A 16204-nucleotide genomic window follows, 5' to 3' on the forward strand; every position below is an offset into this window, starting at 1 on the left:
ACAAGGCCCAGTAGCCCGCTCGCATATCGATCTCCAGCGTATTGATAGTTTGCGTACCACCTAGCCGCGCGGTGGCGACGAATTCGAACTATGCATCGGCACAGCTTCCTGATCAGGCTCACAAGATGGACAGAGTAAATTCCACCGGGAAGCACCAGACTGTAAGCGCGCCCGGACGAAGGAAAAACTTCAAATGCCAGGAGAGCCATCAAATCCAAAAGTGATGCTTGCCGAATACAGCTCACTGGTGGACGACGCCTACGCTCTATTTCTCGACGCCATGTCGGCGATGCCGAAGTTCGCGACATGGCTTGAGGACAGCCAGCGGCGAAGTCTTGAGATGTTTCGTGGGCACGAGAATGGCCCAACTACTGTGGAGGAGCTTGACAACACATCGTTCCTTTATGGAACCGGTGACCCCAACAAGCCCGAAGAGGTACGCGTGCAGCACGAGTCAACTCAAGGCGAGGTGAAAGCACGAAATCAACAGCATGGCGTCAATTGTCGGACAGTAAGTCGAGTACTGATCATCACGATTTACCAGTTTTGGGAGGATCACTACAGGCAGCAGTTTGCAAACCTAGTTGGCAAAGCCAAAAACGAAATTGCAAGCGACTTCTTTGGTGACATTCGCCATTTGCGCAACGATATCATTCACCATCGAAACTTTGCGAGCGAGCGGGTCGCCAAGTGCAAGAGGCTAAAGTATTTCGAACCGGGCGATGAGATTTTTCTCTCTCAAGACGAGGCGATTGAAGTCATGAGTGAATTGCGCGCCGCTCTCGATGAGCTTTGCATTGAATTCACAGGCGCGACGGGCGAATTCGCCAATCGAGTGAGCGTAAGCGGTTATAGGCATATCTGATCAGGATCGGGACATCGCGATTAATCCACCGCGCAACCAAAGCCGACAGAAGGTGAACAATGGGCGACTTTGATATTGATCCGTTCGAAGATTTGCCTGATGACCCGGAAGAAGCATTTCTTCAGCTTGAGGAACATTTCCGAGAAGAATGTGATCGAAGGCTGGAGTCTGCCGGACAGGACGAGAGGACGGACATTATCCACATTGCTTACATTTCCCAAGTTCTAGCGGCGATCACCGCCTTGGGGTTGGAAAGCGAATTCAAGAGCGAAGTGCCGTCGATTGAGAACGTCAGCTATAACACGTACCTCGACTTCAACAAGGATGTGATGCACTACTGCACCATGCTGCGGATACGCCGTAGCCAGCGGCGTCAAGGTTATTCCGTTCAGTTCGATGAGACGGCAAAGCGCAAGGTCCACCATCACCTCGACCAAGTCCTAGAAATATTCAACAAGTTGGAGGTAGAGGAAACAAAGCGCGAGAAGCTTATCTCACGCCTCAGCGAGTTGCAGGCAGAGGTCAACCAGCCAAGAACACGGTTCGACCGCTTTGCGGCGCTCTCGATGGAAGTGGCTGGTGTTGTCGGTGATGGGGCGGAGCGATCTAAGGTAATCGAGATCTTGGATGCAATTGCGCGCGTATTTTGGGGTGCGCAAACCGAGAAGCAGAAGCAGCTACCGCCGTCAAAGCAGGCCAGGATCGAACCGCCAAAGCCGAAGATCGAAGCTCCTAAACGCACGAGTATGGACGACGACATTCCGTTCTAGGGCAGTTAGTCGCAGATAGCGTGCTGACAGAGAGATGAATATCTGGCGCGACAAATCGCGTACCTCTAAGGAAATCGTGAGGATGACGGATGGCTCTGCCGACCTCCAGCGAGACTGAGCGCACGGTCTATCTTCGCAATATCGTCGCAACGGCCGAAAATGTGATCGATTGGCCCCGGCTCACGGATGATGACTTGCTGCTGTTTGCACGCATCATCCACATGTACAGCTCCATCGATTTCCTTCTACGGATGACAGTCGAAATCATGGATGAAGCGGGCATGTTGGCGCCAGAGTGGAAAGGCAAGACGCCGAAACTCAACATGTACAAGCTTAATCGGGCGATCCAGTCGGCCGAAATCTGGAATGACGGGCAACTATTCGCCTTTGCCTCCATCGAGGAGCATCGGCGCGTGCGTAATTTGGTTGCCCATTTTATCGCCAGGCGATTCCCCTCCGAAAACGCGTACCTATTCATGACAAAAAGCGCAGCTGACTTCGAGCAAGTCTACGGCACGTCTGCCCCTACGGGTACCATGCTTTACGGCGTAACCGACGCAGACCAACTGGCTGGGATCGTTCCGATCCTCAAGGGCCTGTTGAGCTGGCTCTCCAAGCTTCCGAAGGACTTGAGCACTCCGATGAGCAAACATGAAGACACGTGAGGGATCGAAGACCATAGATAGCAAACGATGCCCTTTAAATGCACTACAGGTCTCCCCTACAGGACATGGCCCTTCCTCGTTGGACCGATACTGTAAGGCCGGTTCAAAAAGAATTCGCGGTTGCCGAGAGCCGCTTCTGCGTATTGATCAATAGCAACCTGGATCGCTTGAACATGCTGATAGCACCAGCCTTCACGAGCAGAGAGTTGCCGGACTTTGCTTAGCGCCCTGATGAATGGCGGCGGGTCTTCGCAATCATCGAACCACTGCGGGCGCTCTCTCACCATTTCCGGCCTCCGAGAACCTTGCCCTTCGGCTTCGGCAGCGCCGCCTTCATGCGATCTCGGTCAGCACAGAGCCCGTCGATCTTGTCGAGCATCCGTTGCAGCAGCGCTTCGGCCGAGCTGGTCGGGATGCCGGCTCTCTTAAGCTGAAGGATTTCTTTGCGCTGGCGGCTGACTTGCACGCGCATGCGCTCGATCTCCGAACGGAGGAATTCGAGTGTGGGCATAGGTCGCTCTGGCTGATGATGAGCCGCATAAGAACAAAGCGCGAACGGCAAGTCAAGTCAATATGTCGGACCGCCGTCAGCCACGCTCGTTTTCAGAAATGCGTTGCTTGCCGATGAACACGGGCGTCACGGTCGTAGCCAAGACTGGTGCCTCATACCGTACCGAGAGCGCCAGCAAACGCTGCTTGATGAACGGATCAACCGCGCGATCGGCAAGATCGCGGATCAATATTGCCCGCTCTTTATTGAAATCATCGTCCAGCATGGATCACCAATAAAACCGCATTATACTGGTCCGTCATTGTCCTAAGTTAGTTTTGAGTTGAGTATGGTTAAGCGTCCCCAAGGCATCGAGATGCCGGGCTTCATTAGGCCGCAACTCGCCACGCTCCGGAGCAAAGCGCCCAAATCCGGCTACCTCCACGAGATCAAATACGATGGCTATCGGGTTCAACTTCACCTGAACCAAGGGAAAGCTAAAGCGTACACCCGCAACGGACTTGACTGGACCAAACGGTTCTCTGCCATCACTAGGGCCTTCGACATCCCCCGCCAAGCGATCGTCGACGGTGAAGTCGTCGTTGTTCATGGGGGCCGAACGAATTTCAGCGAACTGCAAGCCGACCTTGCAAGAGGTCGGCAGGATCGCTTGCTCTACTACGCTTTCGATCTTCTTTGGCTTGATGGACACGACCTGCGGAAGCTGCCGCAGATCGAGCGCAAGTCGATGTTGCGTGGTCTGTTCGATGCCTGCAAACTCGCACCGCCGCTCTTGTACAGCGAGCACCTTGAAGGCGACGGCCAAGAATTCTTCGAGCACGCGAGCAAGCTGAACTACGAAGGGGTGGTCTCCAAGAAGGCCGATGCGCCCTATCGCTCGGACCGCAATGACGGCTGGCTCAAGGTCAAGGCGGTTCAACGCGAGAAATTCCCGGTAATCGGTTTCGTAAAGGACCCGACCGGCGTTGCCGCGCTCTATCTCGGCAAGCAGGAAGGCCGGGAGTTGGTCTACATGGGCAAGGTGGGCACCGGCTGGTCACGGACTGTCTCCGGCCAAATCCGTAAGCAGCTCGACACGGTTGTTAGTCCGAAGTCGAAGCTCACTAAGCCGGTAACAAAGCCGAAGGCAACCTGGGTGGAGCCGAAGTTCTTCGCGGATGTCGAGTACCGAGACATCACGTCGGAGGGGTTGCTCCGGGCCAGTTCGTTCAAGGGTCTGTCAAAACACAAGTAGGAACCCGCATTGGGGCGGCGACGTTGCCGCCGTGACGGTTCACACCTGACCTGATCCTCTTACCAAGGGATCGGTCGCGTCTACTTCTGAAGGACGAGGGAATGCCGGACAATTTAACCAACCGCGTACAGCCAGATCGCTCGAAGATCAACATGCACGAGCCCTACGAAGTGAAGTATTGGACCCACGCGCTTGGTGTTTCTAAGGACGATCTTCAGAAGGCCATCGATAAGGTCGGCAACTCTGCGGCCGCCGTCCGCAAGGAGCTGGGCCTTTCCGACAAACCGCAAGAATGACCAAACAGAGCTGTCCGATCTGCTTTGGCTTGGGGTGGGTGTGCGAGAGCCATCCACATCTACCGTGGACCGCAGAGCCACGTGGCTGTCAGTGCGGCGCGGGCATGCCTTGCGAATGCAATCGGACCGATGGGATTGATGAGCCTGACGTGAGCAACGTCATTGAACGACCGGAATAAATACACTCGGCCATTAGTGTGTGTCACACTGATTTCAGACTATCGACGAGTGAGCAACGCACCAAGCAAGAACGCGACAGCAAGTGATTGAAGGGGAGCTGACCGGGTCGCTCCCTTCAAATAATGCAGCCACCGATCATGCTGCGGCAAATGTTGCAACGTGTCGTCTTCGGCCATCCGTCGAATTGCTTCCGATGCCCGGTCTATTCGCTGCTCGGGCGTAGCAATAGGTGCAGTCTGAGCTTTCATCCGACATTGCGACAAACCTCCTCGCGCCGACCAAGTGCCCTTCTAGCTCGGGCGTAACGCTTACGGATTATCGACCGTTCCTAGCGCTGCGCCAGGCTGCCGTCCGGCCGACAGCCAATCGACAGACCCACGGAGCACCTACCTTCCTCAGAGCGGTTGGCGGGGCAGCCAGTCCGTCGTACAGTTGATCTCCTCTGGATTTCAGGATCATGGTGCAAGAGGGGCCAGGTCGGATAGAGCGCAGGCTGTCGGCGATAATGGCCGCTGACGTCGCCGGCTATTCGCGCCTCATGCACGATGACGAAGAGACCACGCACGCCAAGCTGAGCGCACTGCTCGCGAACGAAGTCAGACCCGCGATTTCCGATCACGGCGGCCGTATTGTGAAGAACACCGGAGACGGGTTCTTGGCAGAGTTTTCAAGCGCGGTCGAAGCGGTTCGAGCTGCATTGCGGTTTCAGGCCCGTATCCATGAACTTACAAGAACCGATGCGGAAGATCGTCGTATCGCTTTTCGTGTAGGCATCAATATCGGCGATGTAATCGTCGAACCACACGACATCTTCGGAGACGGCGTCAATATCGCAGCTCGTCTTGAAAGCATCTCTGAGCCGGGCGGCGTCTGCGTTTCGTCTTCTGTCTACGATCAACTTCATGGCAAAACAGAGGTTGAATTCATTGACTTGGGTGAGCAATCGCTGAAGAACATCGCGCGCCCGGTTCATGCTTACGCGATTGCTAGAGACAACTCACTCGGTTTGACTAGGTTGTCTGAAACCGCAGGCGGGATATCGTTCTCGCCACCTCGTCTTTCCGTCGTCGTACTTCCATTCACCAACCTCAGCCGCGACCCGTCGCAAGAATACTTCGTTGACGGTGTAACCGAGAGCCTGACGACCGATCTATCGCGCATTCGCGGCTCGTTCGTGATCGGCAGGCACACCGCATTCACCTACAAAGGGCAAGCGCTTGACGTTAAGAGGGTCGGCCGCGAGCTGAACGTCCGCTACGTACTCGAAGGGTCTGTGCAGCGCAGCCGACATCGCATTCGAGTGAATGTACAGCTAGTCGATACCGAGACCGGTAACCATTTATGGGCGGAGCGATTTGATAAGCCCGTGGTTGATTTGTTCGAAGTACAGGACGAAATCGTATCGAGGCTCGCAAACGAACTGGAAGCTCAACTCACTGAGCAGGAAGCCAAGAGATCAGAGCGATCTCTGCATCCGACTTCAATGGAGTTGTGTTTTCAAGGCAGAGCATTGATCAACAAAGGGTGGGCACCTGAATATCTGGCCCCGGCACGCAGCAATTTTGAACGTGCTTTGTCGCTTGATCCTAAAAATGCAGACGCTGTGGTTGGCACAGCCATTGTCGATTTAATCGCAGGCGCAAACTACATGAGTGACGACAGAGCCGGGCTTCTCGCGAGAGCGGAGGCGGCCTTGATAAGCGCGCTACGTCTCGCTCCGAATTACGCGTTGGCTCATGCGGTCCTTGGAGCCTTACTCATCGCAACGAAACGCGCCGTTCAAGGCGTAGCCGAGTGCGAGAGAGCATTGGAGTTGGATCGCAATTTGGCGGAGGTTCACGCGCAAATCGGCAACGCGAAGTATCTGACGGGTCGCGGAGCCGAGACTGAAGCTCATGTGAACGAAGCATTTCGCCTTTCGCCACGCGATGTTTTCGCATACCGGTGGCTCATGTGGGTTGGTATCGCGAAGTTGCAGATTGGCGAGGATATTGAAGCGCTCGGTTGGTTTCGTCGCAGCGTGGAAGCCAACCGAAATTACCCGATGGTGTACTTTTTTCTCGCCGCCGCATTGGCGCTGCTCGGATCGCTGGAGGAGGCGAACTCAGCAGCAAAAGCAGGGTTGGCGATCAACCCGCACTTCACCATCTGCCGCTTCCGTGAAGGTTCACAGAGCGATCACCCGTCCGTTGTGGCCTTCCGCAATCGTCTAACCGAAGCCATGCGACTGGCAGGGGTGCCCGAGAGCTAACAGTCGAGCATTGAGCTTCGTATCCCAGCAAACTTGGCCGGTTCGATCAGCTTGGCTGCTTTCCGCTTGCTTCCTGTCAGAAAGCAAAAGGCCCCAGCGCTCGCACGCGGGGCCTTTCGAGATCATCGGGCGCAGGTACATCCGCCGCGCCTTCCGATCAAGCACTCGCCGATCAAGCCACCTAATCTTGAGCATTATGTGACGGCGGCGCGGCGTTGAGATGGTCACACTCCGCGCGAAACCGGCTCGCCGCCAGTTCGCTCTTGCGCCAGTCAGCCCGACGCCGATGTTCGACAGCCAACGCCTTCCGCGTCTCCACATCCCGGATGATCTGATCGATCTCCGCACCATCCAATGTCCGCTTGATGCGCAAGACCACCGACAACGCCATAACGACATCGCCGTAAGGCATCAGCAGATCGCGCGCCGCCAAATCACAGTGCGCGATAAAGGCATCAATCGCCTCCCCGCTGGCGCAAATCAACGACGCCAGTTCACGCGCCTGGCACAGGTCATCAACAGGCGTAGCGGGCTCGCCGTCGAGCACCATGCGCTCCGCCGCGCTACCGGCCATAAACTCGATACACTGCGTGTAGACACTGCCAAAGACATCGGCCATGGGGCGGCGATCGTCGCCCGCCTGCGGCATAATCGAGCTAAGCACGTTCCGAACGTCGGAGGCACCGCGATCTTCCGCGAACGCCTCTGAATGACCAACGCCCCAGCACAGCCCCTCAGAGCCACGGACCGCGTCCGGGTTCACAGTCACTCCGCCGACCTCGTGCCCCAGCAAGCGCGCGCAGACCGCGTGCCCCGCTTCGTGGGTAGCGATCCGCTCGTCGTCGTCGATTGTACGACCGAGCGACACGAGCAAGCGATCGTAGTCATCGACTTCCACATCGAGGCCGCCGCCGTGATCGGCCACCAGCCCGACCTCGACAGCGGCCTCCGTATTGGCGAGAAAGGTCGCTGGTCCTTCCTCAGCCGGAACTTCCTCAGACATAGCCGAGCACCTTTTTTTGCCGTGCGATCATGCGCGCACGGGTCGCGGCGACGGGGGGGGGCCCCCCGGACTGCGGCATGGCGCGGGCGATCATCTCGGCCACGGCGGCCGGGATGCGATTCTCGTCTTCAGGATCGATGACCCAACCATCGATGCGTGTGACGATCTGATCCGGTCGCCAACCAGGAGGTGCTGACTTCATGTTCGAGGCACCTCAAGCTCGATCGTGCGCGCTTCGGCGCTGCGGTCGATCACCTGAAAGTTGGCGGACGCAAGCGGATCAGTGACCATAACCGGCGAGATGTGCGCCGGGCCGATCGTGACCGTGGGTTCGGACATCGTGACCTTGGCGGGCTCCGGCTTTCGCGTCGGAATGGCCGCAGCGCCTTCGCGGATCGCGCCCACCATCGATCGCAGTTCGGCGATTGCGAACCCCGCAGCGACCTCGACCTGCGCCGCCGCGTTGCCTACAAAACGCGCCATTGCGCCGCTCTCGAAATGAAAGTGGATCTTCTCAAAAGCGTCGGCCAGGTGCCGACCAGCCGCCAGATAGTCCGGCAGCGCCCGCTCAATGGCATCGAGATCACGTGCCAGATTTTCGCTCGCGGCTTTACGTTCACCGGCGGACCGTTCGTCTGCAAGCGTCTGTTCGGCGCTTGCGATCTTCGCCCGCACCTCCGTGAGCGCATCGGCGTAGCCGTCGCGCGTCACCGCGCAGGCGGCGAGCGACGCCTCCAACTTCGCGCGAGCCCTGTCGTCGGCATCAAGATCAGCTTCGATGTTGTGACGCTGCAACTTCGACTTGGCGTCAACAAACGCCGCGTCGGCGGTGGCGTGGCGGCTGTTCAGCCGTCTCGGCGCGCGCACGCAGCGAGCCCAGTTCGGCTTCGAGTTTTTCCATGGGGGATTTTCGTCGGAGGAATGCCATGCCACAATTTACCGGCCGCAAGGCGATTTGCAGAGACCGGAGTTGTGGCGCACGCCACATGGTGAACGGCTTTTTGTGGCGTGTGCCAATGCTGCGTCCAAGGGGCGTTGCGGTCTGCTTCATGCACTGCTCAGGATTATCGAGAACCCCTCCTTCCGGTCCCCTTCCCGGAGGTGTATGGTGGTAATATTACTTGGAGCTGCCAGACGGACGTGCCGAAGTCCCCAATTATTTGTAGCGGCAGCCTCAGTGCCAACGGCGGGCATTAGCCTCAATAAATCAAGTTATTCTTTGGTGATCCTACGGCACTCGATCCATCGGTGTGCTGGCAAATTCATTTTTAGGAGACTTCAATGGACAAGCGTATCATCATTACTGCTGTCTGCTCCGCCCTAGGCTCAATCGGCGCAAGCGGATTTGCGCTCGCGGAAACGGTCGGCCGATATGAATGCAACGTCGTCGGCGCGGTAAGCCAAGAACCCATCGGTGACAAGGATGGGCATCGGATCACTGGCGTCCAATATTCTTGCTCTGGTGTGGATGGCCTGGTGAAAGGCGCAGTCTACTCAGGGACTTCGACCAGTGAATGGGATGGCCCTCAAGGAACCTATCTGTCCGGCGGGGGGACTGTCCGAGCGGCCGGGGGGCTCGCGGTCACCCAAATCACCGAAGGTAAAGGGGCCGCTGTCATGAAGGACGGCAAGCCTGCTGGCAACGAAAGTTCCGGAAAAGCGCTGTTCAAGTTTGCTTCCGGCACACTTGCCACACTCTCAGGAAGGACCGTTAGATGGGAAACCAAACCAGCTGGTGTTGGTCGATTTAGCATCGAATGGACGGATGACAGCGAAACGACGATCGCGGTCAGTACGAGCAAGCAATAGCAGGTGCAAGTCATTGGTAGGCTCCTGTCCTGAGTGAAGGTTGAACCCATCATCTCAGGACAGGACGTTAGGTTAGGCCGCATCTGATGGTGCTTCGGAGCCATCGGGTGTTGTTGCACGCGTGGGCATCGCAGGCGGCTCCTGTGGCCGCGCCCATCCCTCATATTTTTGCGCCCGGTTCTCAGCGCGCTGACGCGCATGCGGACCACGGCGGCGGTCGAGCTTGCCCTGCTCAAGATCGTCGAGCAGTTCCAATTTACCTACCATCCATCGGTTCGCAAATTTGATCCCAAGCGGGCGTTTCGTTCCGGCCGTCAGCTCGCACTGCTTGCGGATTTTTTCGTCTGAGCACTCAGCAATGTCGGCAGCCTGTTCCAAATTCAACAGCTCACCACGGAGTATGCGGGCAACAACGCTGCCTTCGCTGTCGAATTGTCTCGCGCGCTCGGCGAGCTGTCCCACTTCGACGATGAGCCGGTCAAGCTCGGCAGCCAGCGATTTCGGGCTGTCGGCCATTACTCAACCTCAGCCAGGACGGCCCAGCATTCATCCAGCGTCCATTCGCACGGCCTTTCGAAGTTGCGCATCGCGAGCCGGAAGTGTTCGTCACAACGCAAGGAAGCCCGCAGTTCGTCCTCACGACGCGCGCGCGCATCGGCGCGCATAGCGGCGTCAAGCTCGACCAGCGCGGCCATCAGCCGTTGGGCCTCACGGCGCCGAGCTTCGAGGTCCGGCAAGCCGTCGAGCCCCCTACAGCCGATATCGAACGCCTCAAAGAGATCGCTCAGGACGCCGGTCGCAGTGGGCACAACGGCACCGCTATTGCGCCCGAGGTGTCGATCGACGGCGCCGATAATCGTCTTCAGGCGCCAACGGGGCTGCTTATTCTCGTGCCCGTCCGGCCGGACATGGCGCAAGGCGCGGCGCACGGTTTGCCGGTCAAGTTCCAGCATGTCGGCGGCCCCGAACGCCGAAATCAGTTTCACATCCAAACTCCCTGTCGTTGTTGTAGGTCTTGGAAAATGCTGGGACTGGTCATACCGGGACCGCACGCGCGACCCGCATAGGCGGGGCCGTTCCCAAGGACCCGACCGATTTTGCCGAACCACTGATTTCGATCTCCCGCCTTACCACCACCCACACCCCTCAAGAGGGGGTGGGGTTCGGCAAGGCTTGTGACTACTGCCCAATTCGCGCCGAACCTCGCCTTCGGCACGATTTGATCACCGATCATCAATGTCTTGGGCGGCTCGCTGAAGGCGCATCGACGCCATCTCAAGAGCCTGCACGACGCAGTAATGGCTCTCGTCATCGATCTGATGTTCCGGGCGCCATGACTTCACACGTGCGCAGAACTCTTGGGTGTAGTTCGTCAGCTCGATATGGAACGCGCCCGCCTGCTTGATCACGTCCATGTTGATCGCCTTCGGTTTCGGCAAATGCGACCCAGCCGGAGTTTCCGAAGACTGCTTGAACTCGGGCGCCTTGCGAGCCTTGCCGTCCTGGCCGACGCGCTTCTCAACTGGCGCAGTTTGCGCCAGTTGGCCACGCGCGCGGCGGATAGTGTCTTTGCCAACGCCGGTTTCCGCTGCGATGGCGCGATCGGACTTGTGCGGCGTCGCCTCGATCGCCGCCTTGGCAACGACGCTCTTCGGCACATGCGTCATGAGCTTTTCCAGCTCGGCGCAGGGGCGGTCGAAGTAGTCGTAAACGAATTGCTTCCAGCTTTGATTGTCGGCCTCGACGCGCGCGCGCAGCGTGACGAGCATTTCGCCCGCTTCCCTGCGATGGTTGGCGGCGTCGTTTTCATTCTGATCAGCGAGCCGCAGCTTGATGCCAATCGCCTTCGCGACATCATGCACTGGCGCCGTCTCTTGCGACGACACGACACGCTTCAATTCGCGGAGATTTGCAATTGCCATTCTTTCACACTCCAATGATACGGCGGCGACCGCCCGCGGCCGCGATGACCGATGACCCGACTGACCCGAAACTCTCTCTTCTCTCTAGAACCCTATTTTCGCTCTGCTAAACGCTCCGACTGTCCACTCTCTTCAGCTTTCCAGATAATGGAGGTGAAACGGTCATGACGGTCATCGTCATCGAAAAGCCCAATACAATTAGATATTTGAGGTCGTGACCGGACTGATGACCGACAACAGCTCCATTCAGCTCATTCGGGTTATTGGTCAGTGACCGACGCATCGCCCCGATCGTCGCTCCGGTCATTCATGACCGTCGCGTTGTGCTGCTCGCGCATCGCAACGATACTCGGTCGATCGCCCCAGGACGCCGGGATGAGGCTATTCACCTCTTGCGACGGGTCCGTTGCACGAGCAGTCTTGCCTTCGAACAAGGCGCTCTGATAGGCGGTCTTGTGGAACTGAAGGCCGAGCTGGTTGAGCACAACCCGCAATAATAACGATTGCCGCTCTCTCGCAATTCGACCCGGTGAATACCAATGCGCGGATCACCAATGGACTTCAGCGCCTTGCCGACGGCTTCGTTAGACGGCAACCGCCGATCTTCCCCCTTCAAGTCAAGCCACCATGCGCTGTGCGCCAAACAGAAATCCGACACCCGCACGCGGCCGAGCGGATCGTATTCGATGCAGTCGTCAAGGAACCCCGCCACGAGGTTGCTGTCCTTGTGGATTGTCTCGGCGGTCTCCTTGATGCCTTCGGTGGTCGCGATCGAACCCCGCGCCAGCGCCCGCCGCAGGCCGGCCATGGCCCAATTGAGAACGCCGGGCATCTCGGTCGCCACGACGAATTCGCCGGGCTTGCTGTAGCCCCGGCTGATCGCCTCGGCCGCAGCGCCGATCGGTTGACCTTCCACGAAGGCCCGCGTCACTTCGATGACGATCATGCGCTCGACGATCGCGCGCGTGCTCTCCTTGAACTGCGGCTGAAAATTCGTGGCCCAGAAGATGGGCGCGCGGACGATCTGGCTGAGCATCGGGCCATTCTTGACGTTGATCTGCACGGGTTCGGCCGTGACGATTGATTTGACCGTCGCGGACAAGTGCCATTGCCCGCTGAAAGCCTCGTGGAGCACCCAAGGCGCGCGTCGCGCGAACGGCATCAGCCCATGATTGCCCTCGATCGACGGCAGCGATGCCGCGATCGGATTGCCGCCGAACAGTCCCGCGACAACGTCGAGCAGCCCCGACTTGGCGCGGTTCTGAATGCCCCAAAACACGCATGCCTTCGACAACGCGCGCGGCTTCTTGTCGATTAGCGCGGCGCCCACCAGTTCCTGCACGATGCCGATCAGCGCCGCTTGCTCGACCGGATCACGATCGCCGAACATGTCGGTCATCATCGTCTCCCACCAGCGGCACGTCGCATCGGGATCGTAATCGACCTCGATGCACCAGGTGCAGTAGTGATCAGGCCGCGCGGCCTCCAACTTGCCCGTACGCGGATCGATCAAGCCCGATCGCGTCGGAATCTTTCCGTGCTGATCCCAGGGGATGTCATCATCGCGCCAAAGCTCAGGGCGCCGCAAAATGCGGTTACAGGCTTCCGAGGTCAGCGCGTTGGTATTCGTGACGCCCATGCCCTCGCACGCCTCCTCGATACGAACCCCCAACCACGCTTTGATGTCGGTCCGCATCTCCCAGATGCCGCCCGAATAGAGCCAGGTACACTTATCGGCGTTGATCAACGCCTCGCCGCTTGCGCGCATGCGCGCAAGCACCGCGTTGCCGATCACGACATGCAGTTCACCCTTGGCGACCCCAACGGCGCGCGGGAACTCCACCACGTTGTCGGGGCCGCCCATCGTGGTGCCGCGATCCATGATCTTGTCCATCACCGGACCTCCCGGCGCTTGTAGTTGCGGCGCGAGCGCTTCTTCACCCAGGTCTCGCACATATGTCGGACCTTGCGCTCTTCGCGGCGCCAATTCCAACGCGCGCCGTACTCGCCTGCGGCCGCCCGCGTGGCGATGAGCACTCGCTCGATCACGGCATCGATGTCCACGCCATCGTTCAGGAGCGACGCGGTCACCGAGCGTTGTGTGACGTGGATCGAATTCTCGCCACCGGCCATGTACATCATGTTGCGCAACCGCTGCTCGACGTTGATGCGCGGCTTGAAGCCCTCGCGCTTCGCGTACTCAGCGAAGAAGTCGGCCTCGCCGGACGCGGTTTGTGGCTCCACAGCCACATGTTCTCCCGCCGTCCGCGCGTACGCACGATTGCGGCGGAGCATGACCGGCGACTGTTCGCTGAGCCATTCCTCGATGTCGTCGAATTCGTACTGGCGCTCGGGGTGGAAGTCAGTGACCTTGACCTCCTTCCACCCGCCATTCTTGGTATTGTGCGAGCCGGGGAGCCGCATGACGCGTGAGACTTCGCAGACCGCAAGGTCACCGGCGACGATGTCCGCAAGCTGCCGCAGGACCGCTTCGATGCGATCGATTTCGGACTGGGTATCCATAGGTTCCGTGAGGCGCCAATAAGCATGCACGCCGCCGCCCGACGCCACGGTGATGCTCGGCCGATGGCGAAGGCGCCCCAGATGCCGCAACACATCGGCGAGCGGATCAGCGCCCAGCAGATCGACATGCTTGAAGTCGATGTCAACGTGGAGGAAGCCGATCTCGTGGCAGTTCTCCTTGTTGCGCTTCTGCGATCCTTCCTTCTGCGTGGCGATGCAGAAGAAAAGACCGCGCCCCGGCCCGTCCCACTTCTTGATGAAGCTGGTGATCTCGCCGGGCTTGCGGCCAATGAGGCGGCGCTCGGCGCCGCGCTTGTGCTCGTTGGTGAACGTGCAAGTGTAGATCGGCCCAGTGGTGTAGGCGAACAGCGTCTTCAGAAACTCGATGGGGCCGATGACCGTCGAGCCGGTCGGGTGGTCTTGCGCAGACGCGCCAGCGCTGCTATCGGTGAGATACATTTCGAAATGTCCTTTGAGAGAATTGAGATGAGGCGGCTGCCGGGCCGCCTTTTCTGCGACTACGCGATGCTCTCGGTCATCTGCGCCGCGTCCTCGCGCGCACGACGCCAAGCCGCGGCAGCCTCGCGCGAGATCAACACTCGCGTGCCGACGTTGAACGTCGCGGGCATCAAGCCCTGGGGCTTCAGCTTGTAGAAGAGTTGCGGGCTGATGCGATGACGAGCGCAGAACTCGTCAACGCTGTATGCGTCGGCATCGACCGATGCGTTGGAATTGATCGGCTTGCGGCCGGTGACTTCGGGGCGTGCCATTCTCTATTCTCCGCGCTCATACAGATACGTCGGAGCAATGTTGACACGTCATCCCAGTTTGAGAAGCCACTTATCCAACGGCTTGATGAGTTAGCCAACGGTTCGTGTTAGCGGTAGCCGATCAACCAATGCAGGCAGACAATGATCGACAACAATCACCGGTTTGGGCCGCAGGAAAGCAGTGGTTGAAAGCGCATCATGAGACCAACCGCTCAAAAGGAAGAACCGGTGATGAGCGCGGCGCACTCCCGAGATCGGGGAGTGTTTTGCGCGTGATCTCTTCAGTCATGTCGCCGATGATGAACCGCGAATAGTTTCGCTCAATCATGATGACGCTGGTGTCATGGTTTCCGGCGACAACGCGCGTGGGCAGGCCGTTCAGTAATTGACGAACGATCGACGAATGTCGCAGAGCATACGGCGTGATTTCCGAGCGAAGGCCAAGTCGCTTGACGACAGGTCGAAACCGACCAGACAGCTTTGGAATGCGGTCGATCAGTCGATCATGCTCGGCCTTGCCCTTCGCCTGCTGCCGCAACAACGTCGCCAAGCGTGGCGAGATCGGCAACCGGCGGTGTTCAGCCTTGCGGCTCTTACCTTTGCGGCTACGTGGCATCATTAGCCCAGGCGCGGCCGCATTGCTGTCTTGCAAATCCTCGACGTGGAGCCGCAGCACTTGGCTTTCGCGCGCGCCAGTCTCGGCAAGAACGTCAATCATGATACCGTAGTCATGGCTCACCTCGTAGGAGGCGCGCACCAGGGTGAGCACGGTTTGCTCCCGCAGGATAACGTTGCGTGCGTTCTCGCTATCGGGCAGCTTCTTCAGTGCGTTCTTCCAGTTCGCAGCATTGATGATACGTTTGTCATTGCTTGCTGCCAAAGCCAGCGCCGCCTTGAGAGAACGAGCGATGCGGTCGGCACTGGAAGGCTTCAGACCCTTCTTGATCAGTCCGGCGCGCCAATCGCGCAGTTCGCGTTCAGTGAGGAGCGTAACGGTCTTGTTCGCCAGCGCACCCAAGTGGCGGCGGACCAGCGTGGCGTTGTACTTGCTGCTGTCGCGCGTTTCGAGATCGGCCTCGTAACCGTCGATCGCTTCGGCGACACTGATCGGCTGCTCGCTGTTACCTTCACCAGCACGCGCCAATTTCTTGGCGTGCTCCAACGCTTCCCAATAGCTCATGACGCTGTTGCCGTTTGCGTCCTCGTGGTCGTCGGCAAGCGCGAACCGCTTCAGCCAGCCATTGCACTTCACGCTCCATGTGCCAGGGCCACCGTTGCGGCGGTACGCGAGGAAGATGCCGGGCGCGATCAACGCCGTGTACGGCTTCTTGCGCGTCGCGAGCTTCAGGCGATTGGTGCGGTTTTCGAGTGATGCAGAGCGTGTGCGGCGAGCCATGGATTTCCC

The 16204-nt window shown here is 58.7% G+C and carries 19 protein-coding genes; 7 read left to right on the top strand and 12 right to left on the bottom strand.

From position 1 onward, the window contains the following. Window positions 1-193: 193 nt before the first annotated feature. The 3 genes from K359_RS0113465 to K359_RS0113475 all read left to right on the top strand — a co-directional run bounded on the left by K359_RS0113465 (window position 194) and on the right by K359_RS0113475 (window position 2300). Window positions 194-865: a hypothetical protein gene (locus tag K359_RS0113465; RefSeq protein ID WP_156928476.1), complete on the top strand. Its 672-nt coding sequence runs from the start codon at window positions 194-196 to the stop codon at window positions 863-865. Between the two features lie 59 nt (window positions 866-924). Next, window positions 925-1635, top strand: a complete 711-nt coding sequence (locus tag K359_RS0113470; RefSeq protein WP_029079823.1) for a hypothetical protein — start codon at window positions 925-927, stop codon at window positions 1633-1635. An 89-nt stretch (window positions 1636-1724) separates the two neighbouring features. After that, on the top strand, window positions 1725-2300 hold the full coding sequence (locus K359_RS0113475) for a hypothetical protein (RefSeq protein ID WP_029079824.1): 576 nt from the start codon (window positions 1725-1727) through the stop codon (window positions 2298-2300). A 280-nt stretch (window positions 2301-2580) separates the two neighbouring features. Here K359_RS0113475 and K359_RS0113485 read toward each other — a convergent pair whose 3' ends face one another. Both K359_RS0113485 and K359_RS0113490 read right to left on the bottom strand, forming a co-directional pair. Further along, window positions 2581-2811, bottom strand: a complete 231-nt coding sequence (locus K359_RS0113485) for a hypothetical protein (protein ID WP_029079826.1) — start codon at window positions 2809-2811, stop codon at window positions 2581-2583. A 76-nt stretch (window positions 2812-2887) separates the two neighbouring features. After that, the gene (locus K359_RS0113490; RefSeq protein WP_029079827.1) at window positions 2888-3076 is read right to left on the bottom strand and encodes a hypothetical protein; all 189 of its coding nucleotides are present in this window, start codon (window positions 3074-3076) and stop codon (window positions 2888-2890) included. 63 nt (window positions 3077-3139) lie between these two features. Here K359_RS0113490 and ligD point away from each other — a divergent pair, with 63 nt between their 5' ends. The 3 genes from ligD (at window position 3140) to K359_RS0113505 (ending at window position 6772) form a co-directional block, all read left to right on the top strand. Continuing rightward, the gene (ligD, locus tag K359_RS0113495) at window positions 3140-4045 is read left to right on the top strand and encodes a non-homologous end-joining DNA ligase (protein WP_029079828.1); all 906 of its coding nucleotides are present in this window, start codon (window positions 3140-3142) and stop codon (window positions 4043-4045) included. 101 nt (window positions 4046-4146) lie between these two features. Further along, window positions 4147-4341, top strand: a complete 195-nt coding sequence (locus K359_RS0113500; RefSeq protein ID WP_029079829.1) for a DUF3606 domain-containing protein — start codon at window positions 4147-4149, stop codon at window positions 4339-4341. Between the two features lie 637 nt (window positions 4342-4978). Next, window positions 4979-6772, top strand: coding sequence for an adenylate/guanylate cyclase domain-containing protein (locus tag K359_RS0113505; protein ID WP_029079830.1), 1794 nt, complete (start codon window positions 4979-4981; stop codon window positions 6770-6772). Between the two features lie 181 nt (window positions 6773-6953). Here K359_RS0113505 and K359_RS63260 read toward each other — a convergent pair whose 3' ends face one another. The 3 genes from K359_RS63260 to K359_RS0113520 are packed head-to-tail and all read right to left on the bottom strand — an operon-like array spanning window position 6954 to window position 8642. Then, window positions 6954-7775, bottom strand: a complete 822-nt coding sequence (locus K359_RS63260; RefSeq protein WP_029079831.1) for a hypothetical protein — start codon at window positions 7773-7775, stop codon at window positions 6954-6956. Next, window positions 7768-7977 (bottom strand): hypothetical protein, encoded by a 210-nt coding sequence (locus tag K359_RS0113515; protein ID WP_029079832.1) that lies wholly within the window; start codon window positions 7975-7977, stop codon window positions 7768-7770. Before K359_RS0113515 ends, K359_RS63260 begins: the two co-directional genes overlap by 8 nt. Then, window positions 7974-8642 carry a hypothetical protein gene (locus K359_RS0113520; protein WP_029079833.1) on the bottom strand — a complete coding sequence of 223 codons (669 nt, stop codon included), beginning with the start codon at window positions 8640-8642 and terminating at the stop codon, window positions 7974-7976. The genes K359_RS0113515 and K359_RS0113520 overlap by 4 nt, the downstream gene beginning before the upstream one ends. A gap of 414 nt (window positions 8643-9056) precedes the next feature. Between K359_RS0113520 and K359_RS51850 the strand changes: the two genes are divergently transcribed. Beyond that, window positions 9057-9584: a hypothetical protein gene (locus tag K359_RS51850; protein WP_051346114.1), complete on the top strand. Its 528-nt coding sequence runs from the start codon at window positions 9057-9059 to the stop codon at window positions 9582-9584. Between the two features lie 72 nt (window positions 9585-9656). Here the strand turns inward: K359_RS51850 and K359_RS61215 are convergent, their stop codons facing one another. The 7 genes from K359_RS61215 to K359_RS0113560 form a co-directional block, all read right to left on the bottom strand. Continuing rightward, the gene (locus K359_RS61215; protein ID WP_156928477.1) at window positions 9657-10100 is read right to left on the bottom strand and encodes a hypothetical protein; all 444 of its coding nucleotides are present in this window, start codon (window positions 10098-10100) and stop codon (window positions 9657-9659) included. Continuing rightward, entirely contained in the window at window positions 10100-10570 is a 471-nt protein-coding gene (locus tag K359_RS0113535) for a hypothetical protein (RefSeq protein ID WP_156928478.1), read from the bottom strand. Before K359_RS0113535 ends, K359_RS61215 begins: the two co-directional genes overlap by 1 nt. Window positions 10571-10807: 237 nt before the next feature. Beyond that, the gene (locus K359_RS0113540) at window positions 10808-11446 is read right to left on the bottom strand and encodes a hypothetical protein (RefSeq protein ID WP_156928479.1); all 639 of its coding nucleotides are present in this window, start codon (window positions 11444-11446) and stop codon (window positions 10808-10810) included. 445 nt (window positions 11447-11891) lie between these two features. Beyond that, the gene (locus tag K359_RS0113545) at window positions 11892-13400 is read right to left on the bottom strand and encodes a hypothetical protein (protein WP_029079837.1); all 1509 of its coding nucleotides are present in this window, start codon (window positions 13398-13400) and stop codon (window positions 11892-11894) included. Continuing rightward, a complete protein-coding gene (locus tag K359_RS0113550) occupies window positions 13400-14488 on the bottom strand; it encodes a DNA-primase RepB domain-containing protein (RefSeq protein ID WP_029079838.1) in 1089 nt (362 codons plus the stop codon). The genes K359_RS0113545 and K359_RS0113550 overlap by 1 nt, the downstream gene beginning before the upstream one ends. Window positions 14489-14547: 59 nt before the next feature. Further along, on the bottom strand, window positions 14548-14799 hold the full coding sequence (locus tag K359_RS0113555) for a hypothetical protein (RefSeq protein WP_051346115.1): 252 nt from the start codon (window positions 14797-14799) through the stop codon (window positions 14548-14550). Window positions 14800-14995: 196 nt separating this feature from the next. Then, window positions 14996-16195: a site-specific integrase gene (locus K359_RS0113560; RefSeq protein WP_029079840.1), complete on the bottom strand. Its 1200-nt coding sequence runs from the start codon at window positions 16193-16195 to the stop codon at window positions 14996-14998. Between the last annotated feature and the right edge of the window lie 9 nt (window positions 16196-16204).

It is taken from the genome of Bradyrhizobium sp. th-b2, from assembly GCF_000426785.1.
Taxonomy (GTDB): domain Bacteria; phylum Pseudomonadota; class Alphaproteobacteria; order Rhizobiales; family Xanthobacteraceae; genus Bradyrhizobium; species Bradyrhizobium septentrionale.